Genomic DNA, 17,453 nt, shown 5'->3' on the forward strand with positions numbered 1-17,453 from the left:
CTCGTGGCTTACCCCCGAGTCGTCACCTCCCTATGTCCGAAATATTGTGCACCGCAGCATAAATTGCAAGCGATCTCCGTCGCACTGCACACAAGGCTGCCATGCGGGAAGTGATGCCTGCTGCTTGGCCTTTCGGCCATGCTGACCTGCCGCGCGCCCGGGCGGGGTTGGGCGCAACGCCTATATGTCTCCCGAAACCTGCTTGCGGATATCGTCGGCCAGGGGATGCAGCGCCTCGGCCGGCATCGTTCCGACGAGGCTGTAGCCCATGCCGCGGCTTGCCCAGCTCCAGCCGTCGACCTTGCCTTCGGTATGGGCGGCCATCGCCTTGTCCTGGTCCACGGCCATCGGCCTGGTCAGCATCACGAGGCGGCCGCCACGGTCGTCGTCATACATCAGCATGAGCGCCGGGCCGTGGGGCGTGGACACCACCCGCCCGCCCATCAGCCGGTAACCTGCCTTCGACAGGTCGGGCAAGGCAGGCTTGCGCCCCATCCGTTCGGCCGCCCAATCGGCCAGTTCCGTGGCCTTGTCGGCGCGGATTTCCACCGGCCTGACGTTGTCGGAAGCATAGGCGCTGAAATTCGCCGACGCCTCGCGGGCCAGGGCGCCCACGCCCTCCTGGGGTATGGACGTCATCTCGCGCAACAGCCATCCCCCGGATCCGCCGACGGCAAGAAGCAGAACGGCCGCCGCCGCAGCCCACAATCCGGAAATGCGTGGCCGCCGCTGCCGATCGATCATATGGGCCAGGTTGAGCCTGGTCGGAATGGGTTCTTCCGCGATCGCGGCGAAGGCGGATCGCAAGCCGGAGCGATCATCGGCATAGGATCCGAAGCGGGCCGCAATCTCGGGATGTGCCTCGAGATAGGAGGCGATCTCCGCGCGGCGGGCCTCGTCCAGAGCGCCATCGATATAGGCGTGGAGATCATCCTCGGAAATCGGCTTGTCGATCATTTCACGCTCCGCAGATGGCCGCCGCGCCTGGTGGCAGATCGATCAGAGTTTTCAAGAAGCTGCCGCAGGCGCTCGCGGGCACGCGACAGCCTCGACATCACGGTTCCGATCGGGATCGCCAATATCTCGGAAACCTGGGCATAGGAAAGATCCTCGACACCGACCAGGAGGAGCAGGCTGCGCTGGTCATCCGGAAGCTGCGCCAGCGCCGAGACGAGTTCGGCCTGGACCAAGGCGTCTTCCTGGGCCGGCCGGCGGGCAAGGACGCTCTCCTCGACAGCCTCGAACGGCAGATGGTCGCCGCGCCGCGCCTTCTGCCGCATACGGTTGACGGCGAGATTGTGCAGGATGGCAAAAGCCCAGGTGCGCGGATCCTTGCCGCGCCGCTGCTGCCAATGGGCGACCACCCGTTCCAGGCAATCCTGGACCAGGTCATCGGCAGCGACGGTGTCCCGCAGCAAGGCGCGGGCATACCGTCGCAGAGCGGGGATCATCGGCTCGACGAGCCGTTGCAGATCACTCATGGCCTTGACACTGCTTCCGGTCGACGGCGCGCCCACCGGCATGGCCGAGGCGAGCGCGCCCGCTACTCATTGAACCTGCACCTGGACCACGTCACCGGCTTTTCCTTCGGTGGAGGTTGCAACCACGAGAAAACGCCTTTCATCCTCATGCCTGGCTTCGACGATCTGGCGTATCGGTCCGACGGCGTTGACGATGGCGGAACCAGCCGGGTTCGTGGTGAAGGTCGAGAGCGGCTGCAGCGCCCCACCCCCATCCGCCCGGCTCGACAGCGCAAGGACATAGGGCTTCTTCGGTTCGAGGCCACTGACCGCCGCCTGGAGAATCTGGGTCAGGCCCTGATCGAACAAGGATACGCTGGTCGCAGCGGTCTTGCTACCGGCACCTCTGGGCGCGAGCTTGAGATGGGCGGCCTCGCCGGCGGCGCCGAGCGGCATCAGGTTCTGCAGGCCATCGCCCTCGGGCACGGCATTGGGGACATAGGCGACGGCCTGGGGCGCCTGCCCGATCGGAATGGTGGCGATCACCTGATTGGTCAAGGTGTCGATGACGGCAAACTGGTCGGCATTCTCGAGCCCGACATAGACCCGGCTGCCATCGCCCGAGGGCCAGATGCCGTGCGGCAGATTGCCGACCGGAATGGTCGCGACCTCCTTGAAATCATCGGTGCGGAACACCTTCACCTCGTTCGACCCGCCGACGGTGACATAGGCGAAGCTGCCTTTCTTGTTGACCACGAGGTTGACGTGATTGGTGATCGGGCCGGTATCCAGCGTCTTGACGAGATCGAAGGGAGGTTCGGCCTTGAAGACCTGCGTCTTGCCGATGTCCTTGAGGGTGAACCACACCTGCTTGCCATCGGCCGAAGCGGCGATGTTCGGGCAGAAGGGGCTCGCCTGCTTGACGCTTCCGACGATCTTGTGGTCGGCGAGGGAAATGACCACGGTCTGCGGATTGAACGAGGAGCAGACATAGCCGTATTTGCCGTCCGGCGAGAAGATCTGCATGCCAGGGCCACCCGGAACCTTGATCCGGAGCTTTTCCTCGAAGCTGCCGGTATCGATGACGGAGACATAGTCCTCGCCCCGCACCGTCACCCAGACTTCGCGCCCATCAGGCGTGAAGAAGGCTTCATGCGGGGAACGCCCGACATAGGTGGTGTGCTTGACCGCATTGGTCGCCGTGTCGATGAAGGTCACGGAATTGGAGCCGATCGAAACCACGGCCAGTGTCTTGTGGTCGGGCGAGAACCCCATGCCATGGACCAGCACCTGGCCCTTGTAGAGCGGGCTGAGATTGCCCGGCTGGGGCTCACCGAGCCGGATGACGCCCAGCAGCCTGTTGTCGACGGGATCGCTCACCGAGACGGTGTTCGAGAACTGCTCGGCCGCATAAAGGCGATCCTTGTGGCTGATAGGGATATCCGCCGCCGATGCAGGGCCGGGTATCTGTCCCGCGGAAGCGGCGGCCGGTGCCAGCATGGTGCCTGCAAGAAGGCCGAGAGCGAAGAGAATGCGATGCATGCATGAGTCCTTCATTTGTCCGTTCCCGTCATCGACATGGGGGGAGGCGGGGAACTGGCGTCGGCGGGTGGATTGAGGGAGAGGTCAACGGCGGGGCTGGCCTGCGTGGGTGCCGCAGCCGGAGCCGGCGGCGGGTCCCCGAGCGCCAGCCGCATGGCGGCGATTTCCTGCTGCTGCTCGACGATGATTTCCTGGGCGATGCGCCTGAGCTGCTCGTTGCGGCCATAACGCAGATAGGTCTGCGCCATGTCGATCGCCCCCTGGTGATGGGGGATCATCATCTCGGTGAAGTCGCGATCGACATTGCCGGTCGGCTTGACCGCCATCGCGCTCATCATCTTCGACATGGCCGCATCGTTTTCCTGGAGGAACGGCGTTTCGGCGGAGGCCGGCATGGCCTCGTGTCCGTGATGCGCCGTGTCGTCGGCGACAGCCGGCACGGAGCCGGCTGCCAGGATCCAGGCCAGCCCGACGAGGGCGGCCCTGCGCTGAACGATCATGTTTGCTGTCCCGTGATGTTTCGAACCCCTTCGGATGGGTGGACAACCGGAGGCGGCGTTTATTCCACCGCTTGCAGACATTTTTCTCTGCAGTCTCGTTTCCAGTGGCTGAGATCCATATTCACCCGGATAATATTGACATGAATTCCACCCGGGCCTATTTTGCGCGTCCAACAGGATCAGGGATCATGACCCATCTTGCCCTCATCGCCTTTGCCGGGCGCAGATGTCTGGCCGAGGGCGATGCCATTACCGTTGCGCTGGCCATCCGCCAGGCCCAGGATGCGGGCGAGGCTTCGCCCGTGCAGGTGTTCGAGGATACCACCGGCCGGCCTGTCGATCTCGACCTGCGCGGCAGCGCGGAGGACATCCGCAATCGCTATGCCCTGATCGAGCCGCCGCCGCGCGGGCCGGGGCGTCCGAAGCTCGGCGTCGTCGCCCGTGAGATCACCCTGCTGCCGCGTCATTGGGATTGGCTGGCCTCGCAGCCGGGTGGGGCCTCCGTGGCCCTGCGCCGCCTGGTGGACGAAGCGCGCCATGCCTCCGAGGCGACAGACCGGCTGCGCGAGGCGCGCGAGGCCGCCTATCGCTTCATGAGCGCCATGGCCGGCAACGAGCCGCATTACGAGGAAGCGATTCGCGCCCTGTTCGCCGGCGATGACGAAAAATTCGCTGCCATGATCGCCGACTGGCCTGACGACGTCAGCAGGCATGCACACAAGCTGGCCGAAGCCGCCTTCACGACCAACACCGCCACAGCGCAGGGCAGCGGCAACGGGCATGTCCGTTACCCGTCCGCAAATGGCGGTCTTCGCGCCTGAAACCGGCCCATGGCCCCGCTTCAGCGCCCCTGGCTGGCGCGTGAGCGGGTGCCCCGGCATAACTCCTTTGCCGGCCACGTGAATTTTCAGTTTTTGCAGCGCAGAAAAATTTCGGCCCGGGCGAAAATTTTTCTTGCATATGACGTCCATTCTTCCTATTTCCCGGCTTGCCCAATTTCGCACGTGCCTGTGGCCGCGTGTCGGTCGGTGGACATCCAGACAAGAGGCTGGACGGTCGCCAGGGATGGACTAGGGATCGCGGCAGTGGTCCCTTGAGGTGATCAGGCATGACGTGCCGAAATCATCGAATCCCGAACAACGATCGGCAGCCGGAGGCGACCGGTGAACCCCGTACTCCGCGGGGGACGCAGCTTGAAGCAACGACGAAGCGGGCTTTTTTGGTCTCGGCTGGTTTCCATATCCAGCGACTGAAGAGGCTTGTTTCTCTTTGCCAGGCGTGCGGACCGGGTATCCCGATCCAATCCAAGGCAGTTTCGAACCATGCAGCGGCTTGATCCGTTGCGTGGCGATTTGCATCCCGTCGCGGCGAGGCATCCGGCCTTTCCGGCGGTGGGCGGCGCGTCAGCATCGAACGTCCGCGGCTCCACCCCGCGGCGGCGGTGACGTCGCACCGATCCGTGACACCCTTTGGATTTTGGGGAGACCCGCCATGACCGACCGCATCCTCGACTACCTCCGACGTACCCCCGCCGACGGCCCCCGGCTCGTCGTCGATCTCGACGTGGTGGAGCGGAATTATTCGGCATTCGCGCATGCGCTCCCCGATACCCGCGTCTTCTACGCCGTCAAGGCCAACCCGGCCCCCGAGATCCTCAACCTGCTGGCCGGCCTCGGCTCCAGCTTCGACTGCGCTTCCGTGGTCGAGATCGAGCAGGTGCTCGCCACCGGCGCCGGTGCCGATCGCGTCTCCTTCGGCAACACCATCAAGAAGGAGCGTGACATCGCCCGCGCCTTCGAGCTCGGCGTGCGCCTGTTCGCCGTCGACTGCGTGGCCGAGGTCGAGAAGATCGCCCGCGTCGCTCCCGGTTCGCGCGTGTTCTGCCGCATCCTGTGCGACGGCGCCGGCGCCGAATGGCCGCTGTCGAAGAAGTTCGGCTGCGCGCCTTCCATGGCGCCCGACGTGCTCGAGCAGGCGCAGGCCCTCGGCCTCACCGCCTATGGCGTGTCGTTCCATGTCGGCTCGCAGCAGGGCAATGTGCAGGCCTGGGACAGCGCCCTGGCCACGGCTGCCGGCATCTTCCGCGAGATGGCCGAGCGTGGCATCACGCTGTCGATGGTGAACATGGGTGGCGGCTTCCCGGCCAAGTATCTGCGCGCCATGCCCGGCGTGCCGGCCTATGGCGAGGCGATCTTCAACGCGCTGCGCACCCATTTCGGCAACCAGTTGCCCGAGACCATCATCGAGCCGGGCCGCGGCATGGTCGGCGATGCCGGCATGATCGAGGCCGAGGTGGTGCTGGTGTCCAAGAAGGCCGAAACGGACGAGATCCGCTGGGTCTATCTCGACATCGGCAAGTTCCATGGCCTCGCCGAGACCATGGACGAGGCCATCCGCTACCCGATCCGCACCGAGCGGGACGGCGATGCCAAGGCGCCCTGCGTCCTGGCCGGACCGACCTGCGACAGCGTCGACGTGCTCTACGAGAAGACCCCCTATGATCTTCCCGTGAGCCTGTCGATCGGCGACAAGGTGCTGATCGAGGCCTGCGGTGCCTACACCACCACCTATTCCACCATCGGCTTCAACGGCTTCCCGCCGCTGGCCTCCGTGGTGATTTGATCGGAGCGCGGACATCCTGTCCGCTCTTCTCTCAAGCCTCCCGTTTCCAAGAGCGGACATCGCGACATGCAGGCATGTCGCTGTGATGTCCGCGCTCCATTCATCGTCCCGTACGGCCGTTTCATCGGTGCGAGGGCTGTCGCTCTCCTTTTGCCAGGAGCCACGGCCATGATCCGTATTGTCCAAGAATCCTCGTCCCATCTCGAAGCGCGCGAGACCCTGCTCGACGCCTGCTTCGGTCCGTCCCGTTTCGCCAAGACCAGCGAGCGCCTGCGCGAAGGCCGCCTGCCGGCCAAGGGCCTGGCCTTCTCCGCCGTCGATGATGGCAGCCTGATCGGCACGCTGCGCCTGTGGAACGTCTCCGCCGGCCCCGGCCGGGCGGCCCTGCTGCTGGGCCCGCTCGCCGTCGATGCCCGCTATCGCAGCGAAGGTCTCGGCGCGCGCCTGATGTGGCACGGCATCGGCTATGCCCAGGACTATGGCCACAAGGCCATCCTCTTGGTGGGCGACGCGCCCTATTACAGCCGCTTCGGCTTTTCGACCGACCTCACCGAGCGCCTCTGGCTGCCCGGCCCGGTGGAGCGCAACCGCTTCCTCGGCCTGGAGCTGGTGCCCGACGGGCTGGTGGGGGCGGCCGGCCTTGTGAACGCCACCGGCGACCTCGAAACCGCGCCCGACTTCGCGGCGCTCGTCGCCCAGGCAGCCAACGACACCGGCCTGCGTTTCGCGGCCTAAGCCGATGAAAAGAGCCGGCTGGAAGCCGGCGGCCCCAGGGATCGTGTCATCCCTGCTTCACATTCACGCGACAAAACTTGCACCCGCGGGTCCCAGCGCCTAAACGCTGGGGCTTGCACATTTTGGAGGATTGAATGGCTCAATGGCCTGTCTACGGTAAGATTTCCGGCCCCGTCGTGATCATTGGTTTCGGTTCGATCGGTCGCGGCGTGCTGCCGCTGATCGAGCGTCATTTCGAATATGACAAGGAGCGCATGGTCATCATCGACCCGCATCCGCTCGATGCCGACCGCAAGATCATCGAGGAGCACGGCATTCGTTTCGTGCAGGAGGCCGTTACCAAGGACAACTACAAGAGCCTGCTGCAGCCTTTGCTCACCGCCGGCGGCGGCCAGGGCTTCTGCGTCAATCTCTCGGTCGACACCGGTTCGGTCGACCTGATGGAATTCGCCCGCAGCCTCGGCGCGCTCTATATCGATACGGTGGTCGAGCCCTGGCTCGGCTTCTATTTCGACAAGAATGCCGGCCCGGAAGCGCGCACCAACTACGCCCTGCGCGAGAGCATGCTGGCTGCCAAGCGCCGCACGCCCGGCGGCCCGACGGCGGTTTCCTGCTGCGGCGCCAACCCCGGCATGGTCTCCTGGTTCGTCAAGCAGGCCCTGCTCGACGTCGCCGAGGCGACCGGCCATGGTTCGGCCGATCCCAAGACCCGCGAGGAATGGGCGGCGCTCGCCCGCAAGGTCGGTGTCAAGGGCATCCACATCGCCGAGCGCGACACCCAGCGCGCCAAGCATCCCAAGCCCCGCGGCGTGTTCGTCAACACCTGGTCGGTGGAAGGCTTCATCTCCGAAGGCCTGCAGCCGGCCGAGCTGGGCTGGGGCACGCACGAGACCTGGATGCCCGAGACCGGCCGCACCCACAAGGAAGGCTGTGGCGCGGCGATCTACCTGCTGCAGCCCGGCGCCAACACCCGCGTGATGAGCTGGTGCCCGACGCCGGGCCCGCAATATGGCTTCCTCGTCACCCATAACGAGGCGATCTCGATCGCCGACTATCTGACGGTGCGCGAGAACGGCGAGGCGGTCTACCGCCCGACCTGCCACTACGCCTATCACCCGGCCAACGATGCCGTACTCTCGCTGCACGAGATGTTCGGCGCCGCCGGCAAGGCGCAGGACAAGTTCGTCATCCTCGACGAAAAGGAAATCGAGGACGGTGCCGACGAACTCGGCGTGCTGCTCTACGGCCACGGCAAGAATGCCTACTGGTACGGCTCCCAGCTCACGGTCGAGGAGACCCGCAAGCTCGCGCCCTACCAGAACGCCACCGGCATGCAGGTCACCTCGGCCGTGCTGGCCGGCATGGTCTGGGCGCTGGAGAATCCGGAAGCCGGCATCGTCGAAGCCGATGAAATGGACTTCCGCCGCTGCCTGGAAGTGCAGAAGCCCTATCTCGGCCCGGTCAAGGGCTACTATACCGACTGGACCCCGCTCGACGGCCGCCCGGGCTTCTTCCCGGAGGACATCGACACCTCCGATCCCTGGCAGTTCCGCAACATCCTGGTGCGGTGAACGAAAAACCCTCTCCCCTTGCGGGAGAAGGTGCCCGAAGGGCGGATGAGGGGTGGACGAAACCCCTCCCAGCACTAAACTGCTCAGGCCTCTGGATGCCGAAACCATGAAGCCTGAGCAACGCGACTTCGCCCGCAAAATGCGCGGCGATCCGACAGACGCCGAAGCTGCCCTTTGGCGTCTGTTACGCGGACGAGGGCTCGCTCATCTGAAGTTCCGCCGCCAGGTGCCGATCGGCCGCTATGTCGTCGACTTCGCCTGCTTTCGGTATCGCCTCATTGTCGAGGCTGATGGCTCCCAGCACGCCGAAAGCACACACGACCAGGTGCGTGACAGCTGGCTGGCAGCTCAAGGCTATACCATCGTCCGGTTCTGGAATGCCGACATCCTGCAATCTCCCACGGTGATCCAGGATACCATTTTGGCTCGGGCCGGGCTGCCTTGGTGAGAGGGGCCTCGTCCACCCCTCATCCGGCGCTTCGCGCCACCTTCTCCCACAAGGGGAGAAGGCATTTTACGCCGGCGCGAAGCGAAAATGGCCGGTCTGCGGGAAGGCGAACAGCGTGTCCTCTTCCCGCGCGCCCTGCCCGATATTGTGGATCGCCAGCCGGCGCCCCGGCGTCGGCGCCGCGACCTGCGAAGAGACGATCAGGATATGCGGCAGACTGCCCGGCAGCATCTGGGTGACCAGGTCGCCCGGCAAATAGTCCGCCGGATCGGCGGTCACCGGCAGCACTGTGCCCTTGCGCTTGAAGAAGGCGATCAGGTTGGGCACGCGGCGGTGGTCGATGTTGGGATCGGGCGCCCGCATGCCCCAGTTCCTCGGGTAGGCGGCGAAACCGGCCTTCATGTCCTCGTGCACGAGGCGCTGGAGATCGAGGACGAAGGCCTTGCGATAGGCGCGCACCACCACGTCGGTGCACACGCCCCGCTCGGGCGCCACGTCGCCGCCGGGATAGGCGATGCGCCTATAGGCAGGATCATAAAGGGTGGTGACGCCGATCTGGCTGCGCGCCGCATCCACCAGGGCCTTGCGCCAGTCTTCCCCAGCACCGGATGGCTGCGCCTTCGCCGCACCGCCGGCACCGGCAGCCAGGGCTAGGAAACCAAGCTGCAGGATCCCTCGGCGCGTTATTCCATTCATGTCAGGCCCTTGCTTCCCACCAGTTTTTCCAGCGCCGACAGCCAGTGCTCGTAATAATGCGAGCCGTCGTCGGCGGGCGCAGCGGCAATCTCGCGGCCCAGCGCCTCAGCCCATTCCGGCCAGGTGAACACGCCTTTTTCATGGAGGGAAACGGCGAGCGCGAAGGCGCGGGCCTCCCAGGGTTCGCGGAACACGGGCTCGCCGCGATCGCGCGGAATGGAAGGAATGGCGTCAAGCGGGGTCAAGGTAGCTCTCCCACAGATCGAGCATCACTGTCAGGGTTGGGTCGGCCTGCGGGCCCCAGAGTTCGGTGCCGGCGAAGCGCACCGTGTAGAGCCATTCGGGGTTCTCGCCTTCGCCATGGGCGTTGCTGTCGGGCAGCACGAATGCGCCATGAGCTTCGACGACGGTGCCGAGATGCCCGCGCGCATAGCGCGGCAGCCTGGTATGGGTGATCTTGTGCTCGTTGCGCGCCCGCACCTCCTCGCCGGCGGCAAACCGCGCGGGCCGGCTCGCCGGTCGGTCGCAGCGCGTGCCGGCGGCGAGCGCAGCCGGCACCTCGGCGGCCCTGATCACGCGCTTCAGGGGTTTGCCCGGCTCGATAGCCCGCCCCTCGGCAAGCTCGGCCTCGCTGACCAGCGCTTGCGTCAGCATCAGCTTGATCAGGGCCTTGATCCAGATCTCGTAATAGGAGGAGGACAGATAATCCGCCGGCGGCAGGCTCTCGCGCGCATAGCGCCCGGCATCGAGCGGCCAGGAACCGGTCGCGCCCATCGCCAGCGTCACCGCCATCGCCCGCTTCTCCCAGGCGGCATGGAAGAAAGGCTCGTCCTTTTCCGGCGCGATCGGCCCGAAGCCCATCATGCCGCCAAGGTCCTGCGCACCGTTCATTGATAACTCCGGGCAAGGCAAGAACAGGGGCTTGTCTTACGCGGAGTCGGCCCTGTTTTGCAAAAGTAATGCGGCCTCAGCCCCGCCCCGGCAGCATGCTCTGCAGCACGCCGTCGCGATCCCACAGCCAGTGCTTGAGGGCCGCCGCCACATGCAGGAGGACAAGGGCGATCAGCACGAAAGCGAAGCGATGGTGCAGCGCCTTCATCTGCTCGGAAAGCTCGAAATCGGGCGCAACGAGATTGGGAACATGCCCTCCCCCCGGCAGCTGGATCGGCAGCGGCAGCGGCGAGGCTGAGATCATCACATAGCCGGTGACGAGCATGGCGAAGATCAGCCCGTAGAGGGCGACATGCACCGCCTTGCTCAGCACGCGCTCATGACGCGGCATGCTCTCCGGCAAGACCGGCACCCGGGCCAGAAGGCGCCAGGCGGCGCGCAGCGCCATCAACAGGAAGACGAGGGCGCCAAGGCTCTTATGCAGCTGATAGAGATCGAAGCGCTGGCCCTGGTCCTCCACCCATTCCACCATGGCAAGGCCGAGCCCCAGCATGAACAGGATGAGGGCAGCGCAGGACCAGTGCAGGATTTGCCCGGTGGCGCTCCAGCGATGGCGGAGGGAAGGCCTCGCCTTCATCACCACGCCTCCCGTCACTGAGCCTGCGCCTCGGTGGTGACGATCAGGTCGACATCGTTGCTGATCGCCGGAAAGCCCGCACTCATGTTGAAGGCGAGCCGCTTGATCACGCCCGTCGCCCGGAAGCCGATCTGCGAGCTTGCCTTGTCGGCCGGCTTGTCCAGGGCGACATCGATGGTGAGCGGGCGGGTGATCCCGCGGATGGTGAGGTCGCCTGTGACCCGGGCATGGCTGCCATCGACCTTCTCGACTCTGGTGGAGGTGAAGGTGATGGTCGGATACTGCGCCACGTTGAAGAAGGCATCGGTGCGCAGGTAATCGTTGAAGGAGGGCGAGCCGACATCGACCGATTTTGCCGCAACCTTGAAGCTGACGCGGCTGGCGGCCGGATTGTCGAAATTGATCGAGATCCTGCCGTCGAAATCGTGGAAACGCCCCTTGGTACGCGGCCAGCCGATGCCGTCGACGACGAAGCCGACGGACGTCCTGGCCGGATTGATGCGCCAGTTGCGCGCCTGGGCGGAATCGGCCTGGCTGGCGCCGAGCAAGCAGGCGATCAGGGGTATGGCTCCCAGGGAGAGCCTCTTCAGTCTTGCTGTGGTCATACTTGCGGTGGTCATGGCTCAGTTCCGTCTCGATCCGTCGCGAAGAAGGGTTCGTCTGGAAAACACACCGTGCTGGATTTTATTCGTATCCTGGACGATGGGCCGATCACAACGGGGTGAACGAGTACTTGCTGCTAGCCCAGGCCGATCCGCGGCACCGGCGTGCGCGAGGCCTGATCGATCAACCAGTCGACCAAAGCGCCGATCTCGGGCTTGGCGAGGGTCTCCTCGCTACAGATGCAATGATAGTTCTTGGCCGCCGGCACACGCTGCGCCAGCGGCTGTACGAGCCGGCCTTCGTCGAGATCGCGGGCCGAGATCACGTCATCCACCAAGGCGACGCCGTGACCGTCCCGTGCCGCCTGGAGGATGAGGGCGAAATCACCGAAATAGATGTCGGACGCACCCGGATATCTAACCCGGGCCTGTGCCAGCCATCGGCGCCATTCCGATCCGTCCTCCTCGTGCAGCAGCCGATGATGCAGCACGTCGGCGGGGTGGCGGATGGCATGCGGCCCACGCAGCAATTGCGGGCTGCAGACCGGCATCAGATAGACGCCATGCAGCATGCGCCACCAGAAACCCGGCCAGGGCGGATTGCCGTAGACGACGGCGACATCGCTCCTGCGCCAGTCGATGGCATGGAACTCGACGCCGGTGGAGACCTGCAGTCTGACATGCCGGTGATCCGCCATGAAGGCGAACAACCGGGGCACGAGCCATGTCGTGCCAAGGACCGGCGGAATGCAGATGTTCACGACGACCTCCGCCTGGCTGTCGATGCGCTGCGCCGAAAGATTGCGCACACCCTCGCCGATCTCGGCCATGGCGACCCCGACGGATTGCTGCAGCGTCAGGCCGGCCTCCGTCAACACGAGCCGGCGCCCCACCTTCGCGAAGAGATCCATGCCGAGATGGAGTTGCAGTGAGCGTAACTGCTGGCTCACGGCACCCGGCGTGACATGCAACTCGGCGGCAGCGGCCCCGACATGACCGAGCCGGGCCACGACCTCGAAGACCTTGAAAGCATGAAGTGGCGGAAGCATGCGCCCCTAATTGTTTAGTTTCAATCACGCTAAAACTAGCAGAACATTTAGCTTGTTTCCATGCATCGCGTGCCGGACAGTCGGGTGATCCAGAGCAGAACAGCCGAAACCACGGCACGAAGGGAACGCATCCATGCGCTCGACGAAGACCCATTTTGCATGCACCGCTTTCTGCGGGTTTGCTGCCCTCCTCAACGTTTCCACGGAGGCGGCCTGGGCGGCGGATGTGCCCTCCTTCGCTAGGAACGGCACCTTCAAGGTCTGTACCTCCGGCGAATTCCCGCCGATGGAATTCTACGAAAAGCCCGGCGACAAGGCCCTTGTCGGTTTCGAGATCGACGTCGCTGAGGCGCTGGGCCAGCAATGGGGCGCCAAGACCGACTATGTCGTCGGCGACTTCAAGGGCCTCCTGCCCTCGCTCGATTCCCAGCGTTGCGATGCCGTCATGAGCGGCATCACGCTCAGGCCCGAGCGGCTGCAGAAATATGACGGCATCGGTTATTTCACGACCTCCACCGTGATGGTGACGGCCGCCGGCGACAGCGGGACCAAGGTGCCCGAGGATTTCAGCGGCAAGACCGTCGCCGTCGAGGCGGGCACCACCTTCGAACCGACGCTTGCCGCCCTCAATGCCACCTTCGCCAAAGCCGGCCGGCCCGAGGCCGTGCTGCAGCCCTATCCTTCAGCCTCGGCCGTCATCCAGCAGATCCTCGTCGGCCGGGCCGCCGGCACCATCACGCTGGACACCACGGCAGCCTATCGCATGGCCCAGACGCCCGGCCGGTTGCAAGTGCCCTACACCTATCCGGACAAGGAATATTACGCGATCTACCTGCGCAAGGATGCCGGCGACCGCAAGGCCGTCCGCGCCGGCCTCGAAGCCTTGAAGGCCGAAGGCCGCATGCAGGACATGCTGAAGAAGTGGAACCTGTCGCCCGAGGCCGTCGAGGTCGATGGCGCTGCGGCTCGATGAAGCGGTGCAATGTTCGACTTCCAGCTTTTCCTCGACGCCGTCTTCGGCTGGCCCCTGGCCGAAGGCGCCCTTTTGACCGTCGCCCTGTCGCTTGCCGTGATGGCCGTTTCGATGGTGACGGGCATGGGCACGGCCTCCCTGGCCACCTCGCCGCGACGCCTGCTGCGCTGGAGCGTCGTCGGCTATGTCTGGCTGCTGCGCGGTACGCCGGCTTTGCTGGTGCTGCTGTTCATCTGGAACGGGCTGCCCCAGCTCTCTCCGCTATTTCGGGCGGGCTGGTTCTCGCCCTTCCTGGCCGCCTTCATCGCACTCACCCTGATCCAGGTCGCCTATCTCACCGAGATCCTGCGCAGCGCCTTCGCGGCGGTGGGTCCGGGGCAGCGCGAAGCCGGGGCGGCGCTCGGCCTGCATCGCGGCCAGATCTTCGTCCTGATCACGCTGCCCCAGGCCATGCGCATCGCCCTGCCCGCCCTGATGAGCGAGTTCATCACGCTCCTGAAGACGACCTCGCTCGCCACGGTGATCTCGCTCAAGGAACTGATGACCGTCACCCAATATGCGATCGCCACCAGCTTCCGCTTCATGGAGTGGTATGGCGCGGCGCTGGTCTACTATCTCGTCATGGTCTCGATCCTGACCGCCATCCAGATGCGGACCGAGGCACTCTTCGCAAGAGGCCGGCGCTGATGGCCCTGCCTTCCGCTACCATCGCACTGCCCCGTGCGAAGACATCGCGCCCGCATCCTGGAGGAACGGCATAACCGTGGCCCTTTCCAACACCTGGTTTGCCAAGGAACACCTCGCGCCCGACCTGACCCGACTGTGGGAGCCTTTCGTCCATTCCTTCTTCCAGGCCAACATCTTCCATCTCAGGGGCCGCGACGCCGACCTGGTGCTCGACTTCGGCATGGGCCTGGCCTCATTGCGAGACGCCCTCGATCTTACCCCAGGCAAGCCCGTCCTGGCGGTGGCGAGCCACGGCCATGTCGATCATGTCGGCTCCTTTCATGAATTCGAGCGGCGTTTCGGTCACGCCGCCGAACAGGCTGCCTTCGCCGAGATGCGCGACGGCGAGACGCTTGCTGCGTTGTTCCGGGACATCGACGAAGCCGTCACGCAGCTGCCGACTCCGGCTTGGCGGGCCGCCGATTTCAGCCTCACTCCCGCTCCCCTGACGACGCTCCTGACAGAAGGCGACAGCCTCGATCTCGGCAATGCCCGGCTGCACGTGCTGCATCTGCCCGGCCATTCCCCCGGATCGATCGGGCTGCTGGACGAACACGACGGCCTGTTCTTCAGTGGCGATGCGATCTATCGCGGCGGCCTCGTCGACGACGTGCCAGGCGCCGACAGGACAGTCTATCGCCAGACGATGGAGCGCCTCGCCCGGCTCGACGTCGCCGTGGCCCATGGCGGTCACGGCGCCAGCATGGACCGTGCCACCATGCAGGCGATCGCCCGGGGCTATTTGCGGGACGGCGATGCAGAGAGGTGATTGAGTCGGCGGCAAGCGGCATTGATCGATCCGCCATTGACAACGCCACCTGCCTGGCGCATTGGGCTCGCCCCCAATTTTCATGATCGGTGCCACCATGCTGCCCACGACCGTGAAAGATTTGGCCTGCCTCGGCGAGCGCATCGTCGTCCTCGGCCCTTCCAATGCCGGCAAGTCGACGCTCGCCGTCGCCCTCTCCAGAAAACTCGCGGTTCCCGCCGTGCATCTCGACCAGCTCCACCATCGGCCCCATACCGACTGGCAACCCCGGCCGGAAGCCGAGTTCAAGGCCCTGCACGATGCTGCCATCATGGGAGAGCGCTGGGTGATTGAGGGCAATTATTCGCGCCTGATGCCGCAGCGCTTCGCCCGGGCCACGGGCGCGATCCTGATCACCTCCCATCACTGGCTGCGCTTCTATCGCTATCTCAAGCGCACGCTGGTGAACCGCTCCAGCCGGGCCGGCCACCTGGAAGGCGCCCAGGACAGTCTCAAATGGGAGATGATCCACTGGATCCTGGTCAAGACTCGTGACAGCAGCGGCAAGTATGCAGCAATCATCGGCAAATCCGGCCTGCCCGCCGTCGAATGCCATACGGCGAAGGCGCTCAACGAGCTCTATCGAGCATGGGATCTGTAGGGGCCACCCTTCCTGGGACCGCCGGCTTCCAGCCGGCTCAGACTGCTGACAAACCAGTAGCGTTAGTCAGCAGTTTTTGATTCAGTGGGTCATGTTGAAGAAACCCGGCCCCGAGCAGACGGCGATCGAGATGGTTACGCTCGATGCGCTTGTTCCCAAGGATCATCTGCTGCGCAAGATCGACGCGGTGATCGACTTTTCCTTCATCCATGATCGCGTGTCGGGGCTTTACTGTGCGGACAATGGCCGTCCTCCGCTGGACCCGACCTTGATGTTCAAGGCGTTGTTCATCGGCTACCTGTTCGGCATCCGCTCGGAGCGCCAGTTGGTGCGCGAGATCGAAGTGAACGTGGCCTATCGCTGGTTTCTGGGGCTCAAGCTGATGGCGCCGGTGTTCGACGCCTCGACGTTGTCGCAGAACCGGCGCCGGCGCTACAACGACACGGATGTGGCTCAGGCCATCTTCGATGCCATCGTGGAGCAGGCGATCGGACATGGGCTTGTGGATGGCAAGGTGCTGTACACGGACTCCACCCATCTGAAGGCGAATGCCAACGCCAAGAAGTTCGACCTAGCCCAGGTTGCCAAGTCACGAGCCGATTACTGGCAAGCCCTGGACGCGGCTGTCGAGGCGGAGCGGGCGGCGCATGGCCAGGCCCCCCTGCCGGTGCGCGAACGTGAGCCCGAGGTGAAGCAGACCAAGGTCTCGCGGGTGGATCCGGACAGCGGCTACATGGTGCGCGATGGCAAGCCCAAAGGCTTCTTCTATCTCGATCACCGCACGGTGGACGGCAAGGTCGGCATCATCACCGATACCTTTGCCTCACCCGGCAATGTGCATGACAGCATCGTCTATCTGGGCCGGCTCGACCGCCAGCGCGAGCGCTTTGCCTTGCCGGTGAAGGCGGTAGGGCTGGATGCGGGCTATGCCAGTGCTGGCATCGCCAAGGGATTGGAGGATCGAGCCATCCTGGGTGTGACCGGCTATCGTACCCCCAACCCGCCCAAGCCTGGCATGATGCGCAAGAGCCAGTTCATCTATGAGGAGGAACGGGACGGCTATCGTTGCCCGCAGGGGCAGTTGCTGGCCTATGCCACCACAGACCGCGACGGCTATCGCCAGTACGCTTCCGATCCGGCCATCTGCCGCACCTGCCCGTTGCTGGCTTCATGCACCCGCTCCGCCGACAACCGACGCGTCATCACCCGGCACGTCTGGCACGAAGCGCGCGAGCGCACCGATGCAAACCGCCTCACGCCCTATGGCAAGCTGATCTACAAACGACGAAAGGAGACGGTGGAGCGTTCCTTCGCCGATGCCAAACAGTTGCACGGCCACCGCTATGCCCGCTTCCGAAGTCTCACACGCGTGGCCTGCCAATGCCTCCTGGCCGCTGTCGCCCAGAACATCAAGCGCATCGCCACTCTGCTGGCTCCCGCTTACAGGTCAGCACCAGCCTGAAAGGGCTCTTTCTCAAAAAAGTCGATAACTCAAACCTTTGCAGCAGGCACATAAAATAACCCCGCCAAAAATGGCGGGGTTTGTCAGCGGTCTGCGCCGGCTTCCAGCCGGCTCTTGCAACCACTGTACT

General features: G+C 64.8%; 20 protein-coding genes. 10 read left to right on the forward strand and 10 right to left on the reverse strand.

Going from position 1 to position 17,453, the window contains the following annotated elements:
* Window positions 1–180: 180 nt before the first annotated feature.
* The 4 genes from ACIGJE_RS25325 to ACIGJE_RS25340 form a co-directional block, all read right to left on the reverse strand.
* Entirely contained in the window at window positions 181–957 is a 777-nt protein-coding gene (locus ACIGJE_RS25325) for an anti-sigma factor family protein (protein WP_415086571.1), read from the reverse strand.
* Window positions 954–1,481 carry an RNA polymerase sigma factor gene (locus ACIGJE_RS25330; protein ID WP_415086569.1) on the reverse strand — a complete coding sequence of 176 codons (528 nt, stop codon included), beginning with the start codon at window positions 1,479–1,481 and terminating at the stop codon, window positions 954–956. The genes ACIGJE_RS25325 and ACIGJE_RS25330 overlap by 4 nt, the downstream gene beginning before the upstream one ends.
* Before the next feature lie 66 nt (window positions 1,482–1,547).
* A complete protein-coding gene (locus ACIGJE_RS25335) occupies window positions 1,548–3,002 on the reverse strand; it encodes a YncE family protein (RefSeq protein ID WP_415086567.1) in 1,455 nt (484 codons plus the stop codon).
* An 11-nt stretch (window positions 3,003–3,013) separates the two neighbouring features.
* Window positions 3,014–3,502 (reverse strand): DUF305 domain-containing protein, encoded by a 489-nt coding sequence (locus ACIGJE_RS25340; RefSeq protein ID WP_415086565.1) that lies wholly within the window; start codon window positions 3,500–3,502, stop codon window positions 3,014–3,016.
* Between the two features lie 188 nt (window positions 3,503–3,690).
* Here ACIGJE_RS25340 and ACIGJE_RS25345 point away from each other — a divergent pair, with 188 nt between their 5' ends.
* From ACIGJE_RS25345 to ACIGJE_RS25365, 5 genes are all read left to right on the forward strand, one after another.
* Entirely contained in the window at window positions 3,691–4,323 is a 633-nt protein-coding gene (locus tag ACIGJE_RS25345; RefSeq protein WP_367625341.1) for a DUF2239 family protein, read from the forward strand.
* Between the two features lie 670 nt (window positions 4,324–4,993).
* Window positions 4,994–6,124, forward strand: a complete 1,131-nt coding sequence (locus ACIGJE_RS25350; protein ID WP_311932958.1) for a type III PLP-dependent enzyme — start codon at window positions 4,994–4,996, stop codon at window positions 6,122–6,124.
* A gap of 168 nt (window positions 6,125–6,292) precedes the next feature.
* Window positions 6,293–6,859, forward strand: coding sequence for a GNAT family N-acetyltransferase (locus ACIGJE_RS25355; RefSeq protein WP_311932956.1), 567 nt, complete (start codon window positions 6,293–6,295; stop codon window positions 6,857–6,859).
* A 134-nt stretch (window positions 6,860–6,993) separates the two neighbouring features.
* Window positions 6,994–8,430, forward strand: coding sequence for a homospermidine synthase (locus ACIGJE_RS25360; protein WP_367625340.1), 1,437 nt, complete (start codon window positions 6,994–6,996; stop codon window positions 8,428–8,430).
* 106 nt (window positions 8,431–8,536) lie between these two features.
* The gene (locus tag ACIGJE_RS25365; RefSeq protein ID WP_367625339.1) at window positions 8,537–8,878 is read left to right on the forward strand and encodes an endonuclease domain-containing protein; all 342 of its coding nucleotides are present in this window, start codon (window positions 8,537–8,539) and stop codon (window positions 8,876–8,878) included.
* A 66-nt stretch (window positions 8,879–8,944) separates the two neighbouring features.
* Here ACIGJE_RS25365 and ACIGJE_RS25370 read toward each other — a convergent pair whose 3' ends face one another.
* The 6 genes from ACIGJE_RS25370 to ACIGJE_RS25395 form a co-directional block, all read right to left on the reverse strand.
* Window positions 8,945–9,574, reverse strand: coding sequence for a DUF1287 domain-containing protein (locus ACIGJE_RS25370; RefSeq protein WP_483678961.1), 630 nt, complete (start codon window positions 9,572–9,574; stop codon window positions 8,945–8,947).
* Window positions 9,571–9,819, reverse strand: a complete 249-nt coding sequence (locus ACIGJE_RS25375) for a nitrile hydratase accessory protein (RefSeq protein ID WP_376717605.1) — start codon at window positions 9,817–9,819, stop codon at window positions 9,571–9,573. The genes ACIGJE_RS25370 and ACIGJE_RS25375 overlap by 4 nt, the downstream gene beginning before the upstream one ends.
* A complete protein-coding gene (nthB, locus tag ACIGJE_RS25380) occupies window positions 9,806–10,465 on the reverse strand; it encodes a nitrile hydratase subunit beta (RefSeq protein WP_483678962.1) in 660 nt (219 codons plus the stop codon). The genes ACIGJE_RS25375 and nthB overlap by 14 nt, the downstream gene beginning before the upstream one ends.
* A gap of 76 nt (window positions 10,466–10,541) precedes the next feature.
* Window positions 10,542–11,102 carry a cytochrome b gene (locus ACIGJE_RS25385; RefSeq protein WP_483678963.1) on the reverse strand — a complete coding sequence of 187 codons (561 nt, stop codon included), beginning with the start codon at window positions 11,100–11,102 and terminating at the stop codon, window positions 10,542–10,544.
* A 14-nt stretch (window positions 11,103–11,116) separates the two neighbouring features.
* Complete coding sequence (locus ACIGJE_RS25390; RefSeq protein WP_311932948.1) at window positions 11,117–11,722, reverse strand: YceI family protein; 606 nt, start codon at window positions 11,720–11,722, stop codon at window positions 11,117–11,119.
* Between the two features lie 119 nt (window positions 11,723–11,841).
* On the reverse strand, window positions 11,842–12,753 hold the full coding sequence (locus ACIGJE_RS25395) for a LysR substrate-binding domain-containing protein (protein WP_483678964.1): 912 nt from the start codon (window positions 12,751–12,753) through the stop codon (window positions 11,842–11,844).
* Between the two features lie 133 nt (window positions 12,754–12,886).
* Here ACIGJE_RS25395 and ACIGJE_RS25400 point away from each other — a divergent pair, with 133 nt between their 5' ends.
* From ACIGJE_RS25400 to ACIGJE_RS25420, 5 genes are all read left to right on the forward strand, one after another.
* Window positions 12,887–13,726, forward strand: a complete 840-nt coding sequence (locus ACIGJE_RS25400) for an ABC transporter substrate-binding protein (protein ID WP_311932946.1) — start codon at window positions 12,887–12,889, stop codon at window positions 13,724–13,726.
* A 9-nt stretch (window positions 13,727–13,735) separates the two neighbouring features.
* Complete coding sequence (locus tag ACIGJE_RS25405; protein WP_311932945.1) at window positions 13,736–14,413, forward strand: amino acid ABC transporter permease; 678 nt, start codon at window positions 13,736–13,738, stop codon at window positions 14,411–14,413.
* Window positions 14,414–14,489: 76 nt separating this feature from the next.
* Complete coding sequence (locus ACIGJE_RS25410) at window positions 14,490–15,221, forward strand: MBL fold metallo-hydrolase (RefSeq protein ID WP_483678965.1); 732 nt, start codon at window positions 14,490–14,492, stop codon at window positions 15,219–15,221.
* 97 nt (window positions 15,222–15,318) lie between these two features.
* A complete protein-coding gene (locus tag ACIGJE_RS25415; RefSeq protein WP_483678966.1) occupies window positions 15,319–15,861 on the forward strand; it encodes a P-loop NTPase family protein in 543 nt (180 codons plus the stop codon).
* 91 nt (window positions 15,862–15,952) lie between these two features.
* Window positions 15,953–17,323: an IS1182 family transposase gene (locus ACIGJE_RS25420; protein ID WP_311943922.1), complete on the forward strand. Its 1,371-nt coding sequence runs from the start codon at window positions 15,953–15,955 to the stop codon at window positions 17,321–17,323.
* Window positions 17,324–17,453 lie beyond the last annotated feature (130 nt).

It is taken from the genome of Labrys sp. E2SS-1L, assembly GCF_057073705.1.

Bases quoted from the DNA above. Each gene is read 5' to 3' on its own strand.
- ACIGJE_RS25325 (WP_415086571.1), bottom strand. From the start codon at position 957: ATGATCGACAAGCCGATTTCCGAGGATGATCTCCACGCCTATATCGAT.
- ACIGJE_RS25330 (WP_415086569.1), bottom strand. From the start codon at position 1,481: ATGAGTGATCTGCAACGGCTCGTCGAGCCGATGATCCCCGCTCTGCGA.
- ACIGJE_RS25335 (WP_415086567.1), bottom strand. From the start codon at position 3,002: ATGCATCGCATTCTCTTCGCTCTCGGCCTTCTTGCAGGCACCATGCTG.
- ACIGJE_RS25340 (WP_415086565.1), bottom strand. From the start codon at position 3,502: ATGATCGTTCAGCGCAGGGCCGCCCTCGTCGGGCTGGCCTGGATCCTG.
- ACIGJE_RS25345 (WP_367625341.1), top strand. From the start codon at position 3,691: ATGACCCATCTTGCCCTCATCGCCTTTGCCGGGCGCAGATGTCTGGCC.
- ACIGJE_RS25350 (WP_311932958.1), top strand. From the start codon at position 4,994: ATGACCGACCGCATCCTCGACTACCTCCGACGTACCCCCGCCGACGGC.
- ACIGJE_RS25355 (WP_311932956.1), top strand. From the start codon at position 6,293: ATGATCCGTATTGTCCAAGAATCCTCGTCCCATCTCGAAGCGCGCGAG.
- ACIGJE_RS25360 (WP_367625340.1), top strand. From the start codon at position 6,994: ATGGCTCAATGGCCTGTCTACGGTAAGATTTCCGGCCCCGTCGTGATC.
- ACIGJE_RS25365 (WP_367625339.1), top strand. From the start codon at position 8,537: ATGAAGCCTGAGCAACGCGACTTCGCCCGCAAAATGCGCGGCGATCCG.
- ACIGJE_RS25370 (WP_483678961.1), bottom strand. From the start codon at position 9,574: ATGAATGGAATAACGCGCCGAGGGATCCTGCAGCTTGGTTTCCTAGCC.
- nthB (WP_483678962.1), bottom strand. From the start codon at position 10,465: ATGAACGGTGCGCAGGACCTTGGCGGCATGATGGGCTTCGGGCCGATC.
- ACIGJE_RS25385 (WP_483678963.1), bottom strand. From the start codon at position 11,102: ATGAAGGCGAGGCCTTCCCTCCGCCATCGCTGGAGCGCCACCGGGCAA.
- ACIGJE_RS25390 (WP_311932948.1), bottom strand. From the start codon at position 11,722: ATGACCACCGCAAGTATGACCACAGCAAGACTGAAGAGGCTCTCCCTG.
- ACIGJE_RS25395 (WP_483678964.1), bottom strand. From the start codon at position 12,753: ATGCTTCCGCCACTTCATGCTTTCAAGGTCTTCGAGGTCGTGGCCCGG.
- ACIGJE_RS25400 (WP_311932946.1), top strand. From the start codon at position 12,887: ATGCGCTCGACGAAGACCCATTTTGCATGCACCGCTTTCTGCGGGTTT.
- ACIGJE_RS25405 (WP_311932945.1), top strand. From the start codon at position 13,736: ATGTTCGACTTCCAGCTTTTCCTCGACGCCGTCTTCGGCTGGCCCCTG.
- ACIGJE_RS25415 (WP_483678966.1), top strand. From the start codon at position 15,319: ATGCTGCCCACGACCGTGAAAGATTTGGCCTGCCTCGGCGAGCGCATC.
- ACIGJE_RS25420 (WP_311943922.1), top strand. From the start codon at position 15,953: ATGTTGAAGAAACCCGGCCCCGAGCAGACGGCGATCGAGATGGTTACG.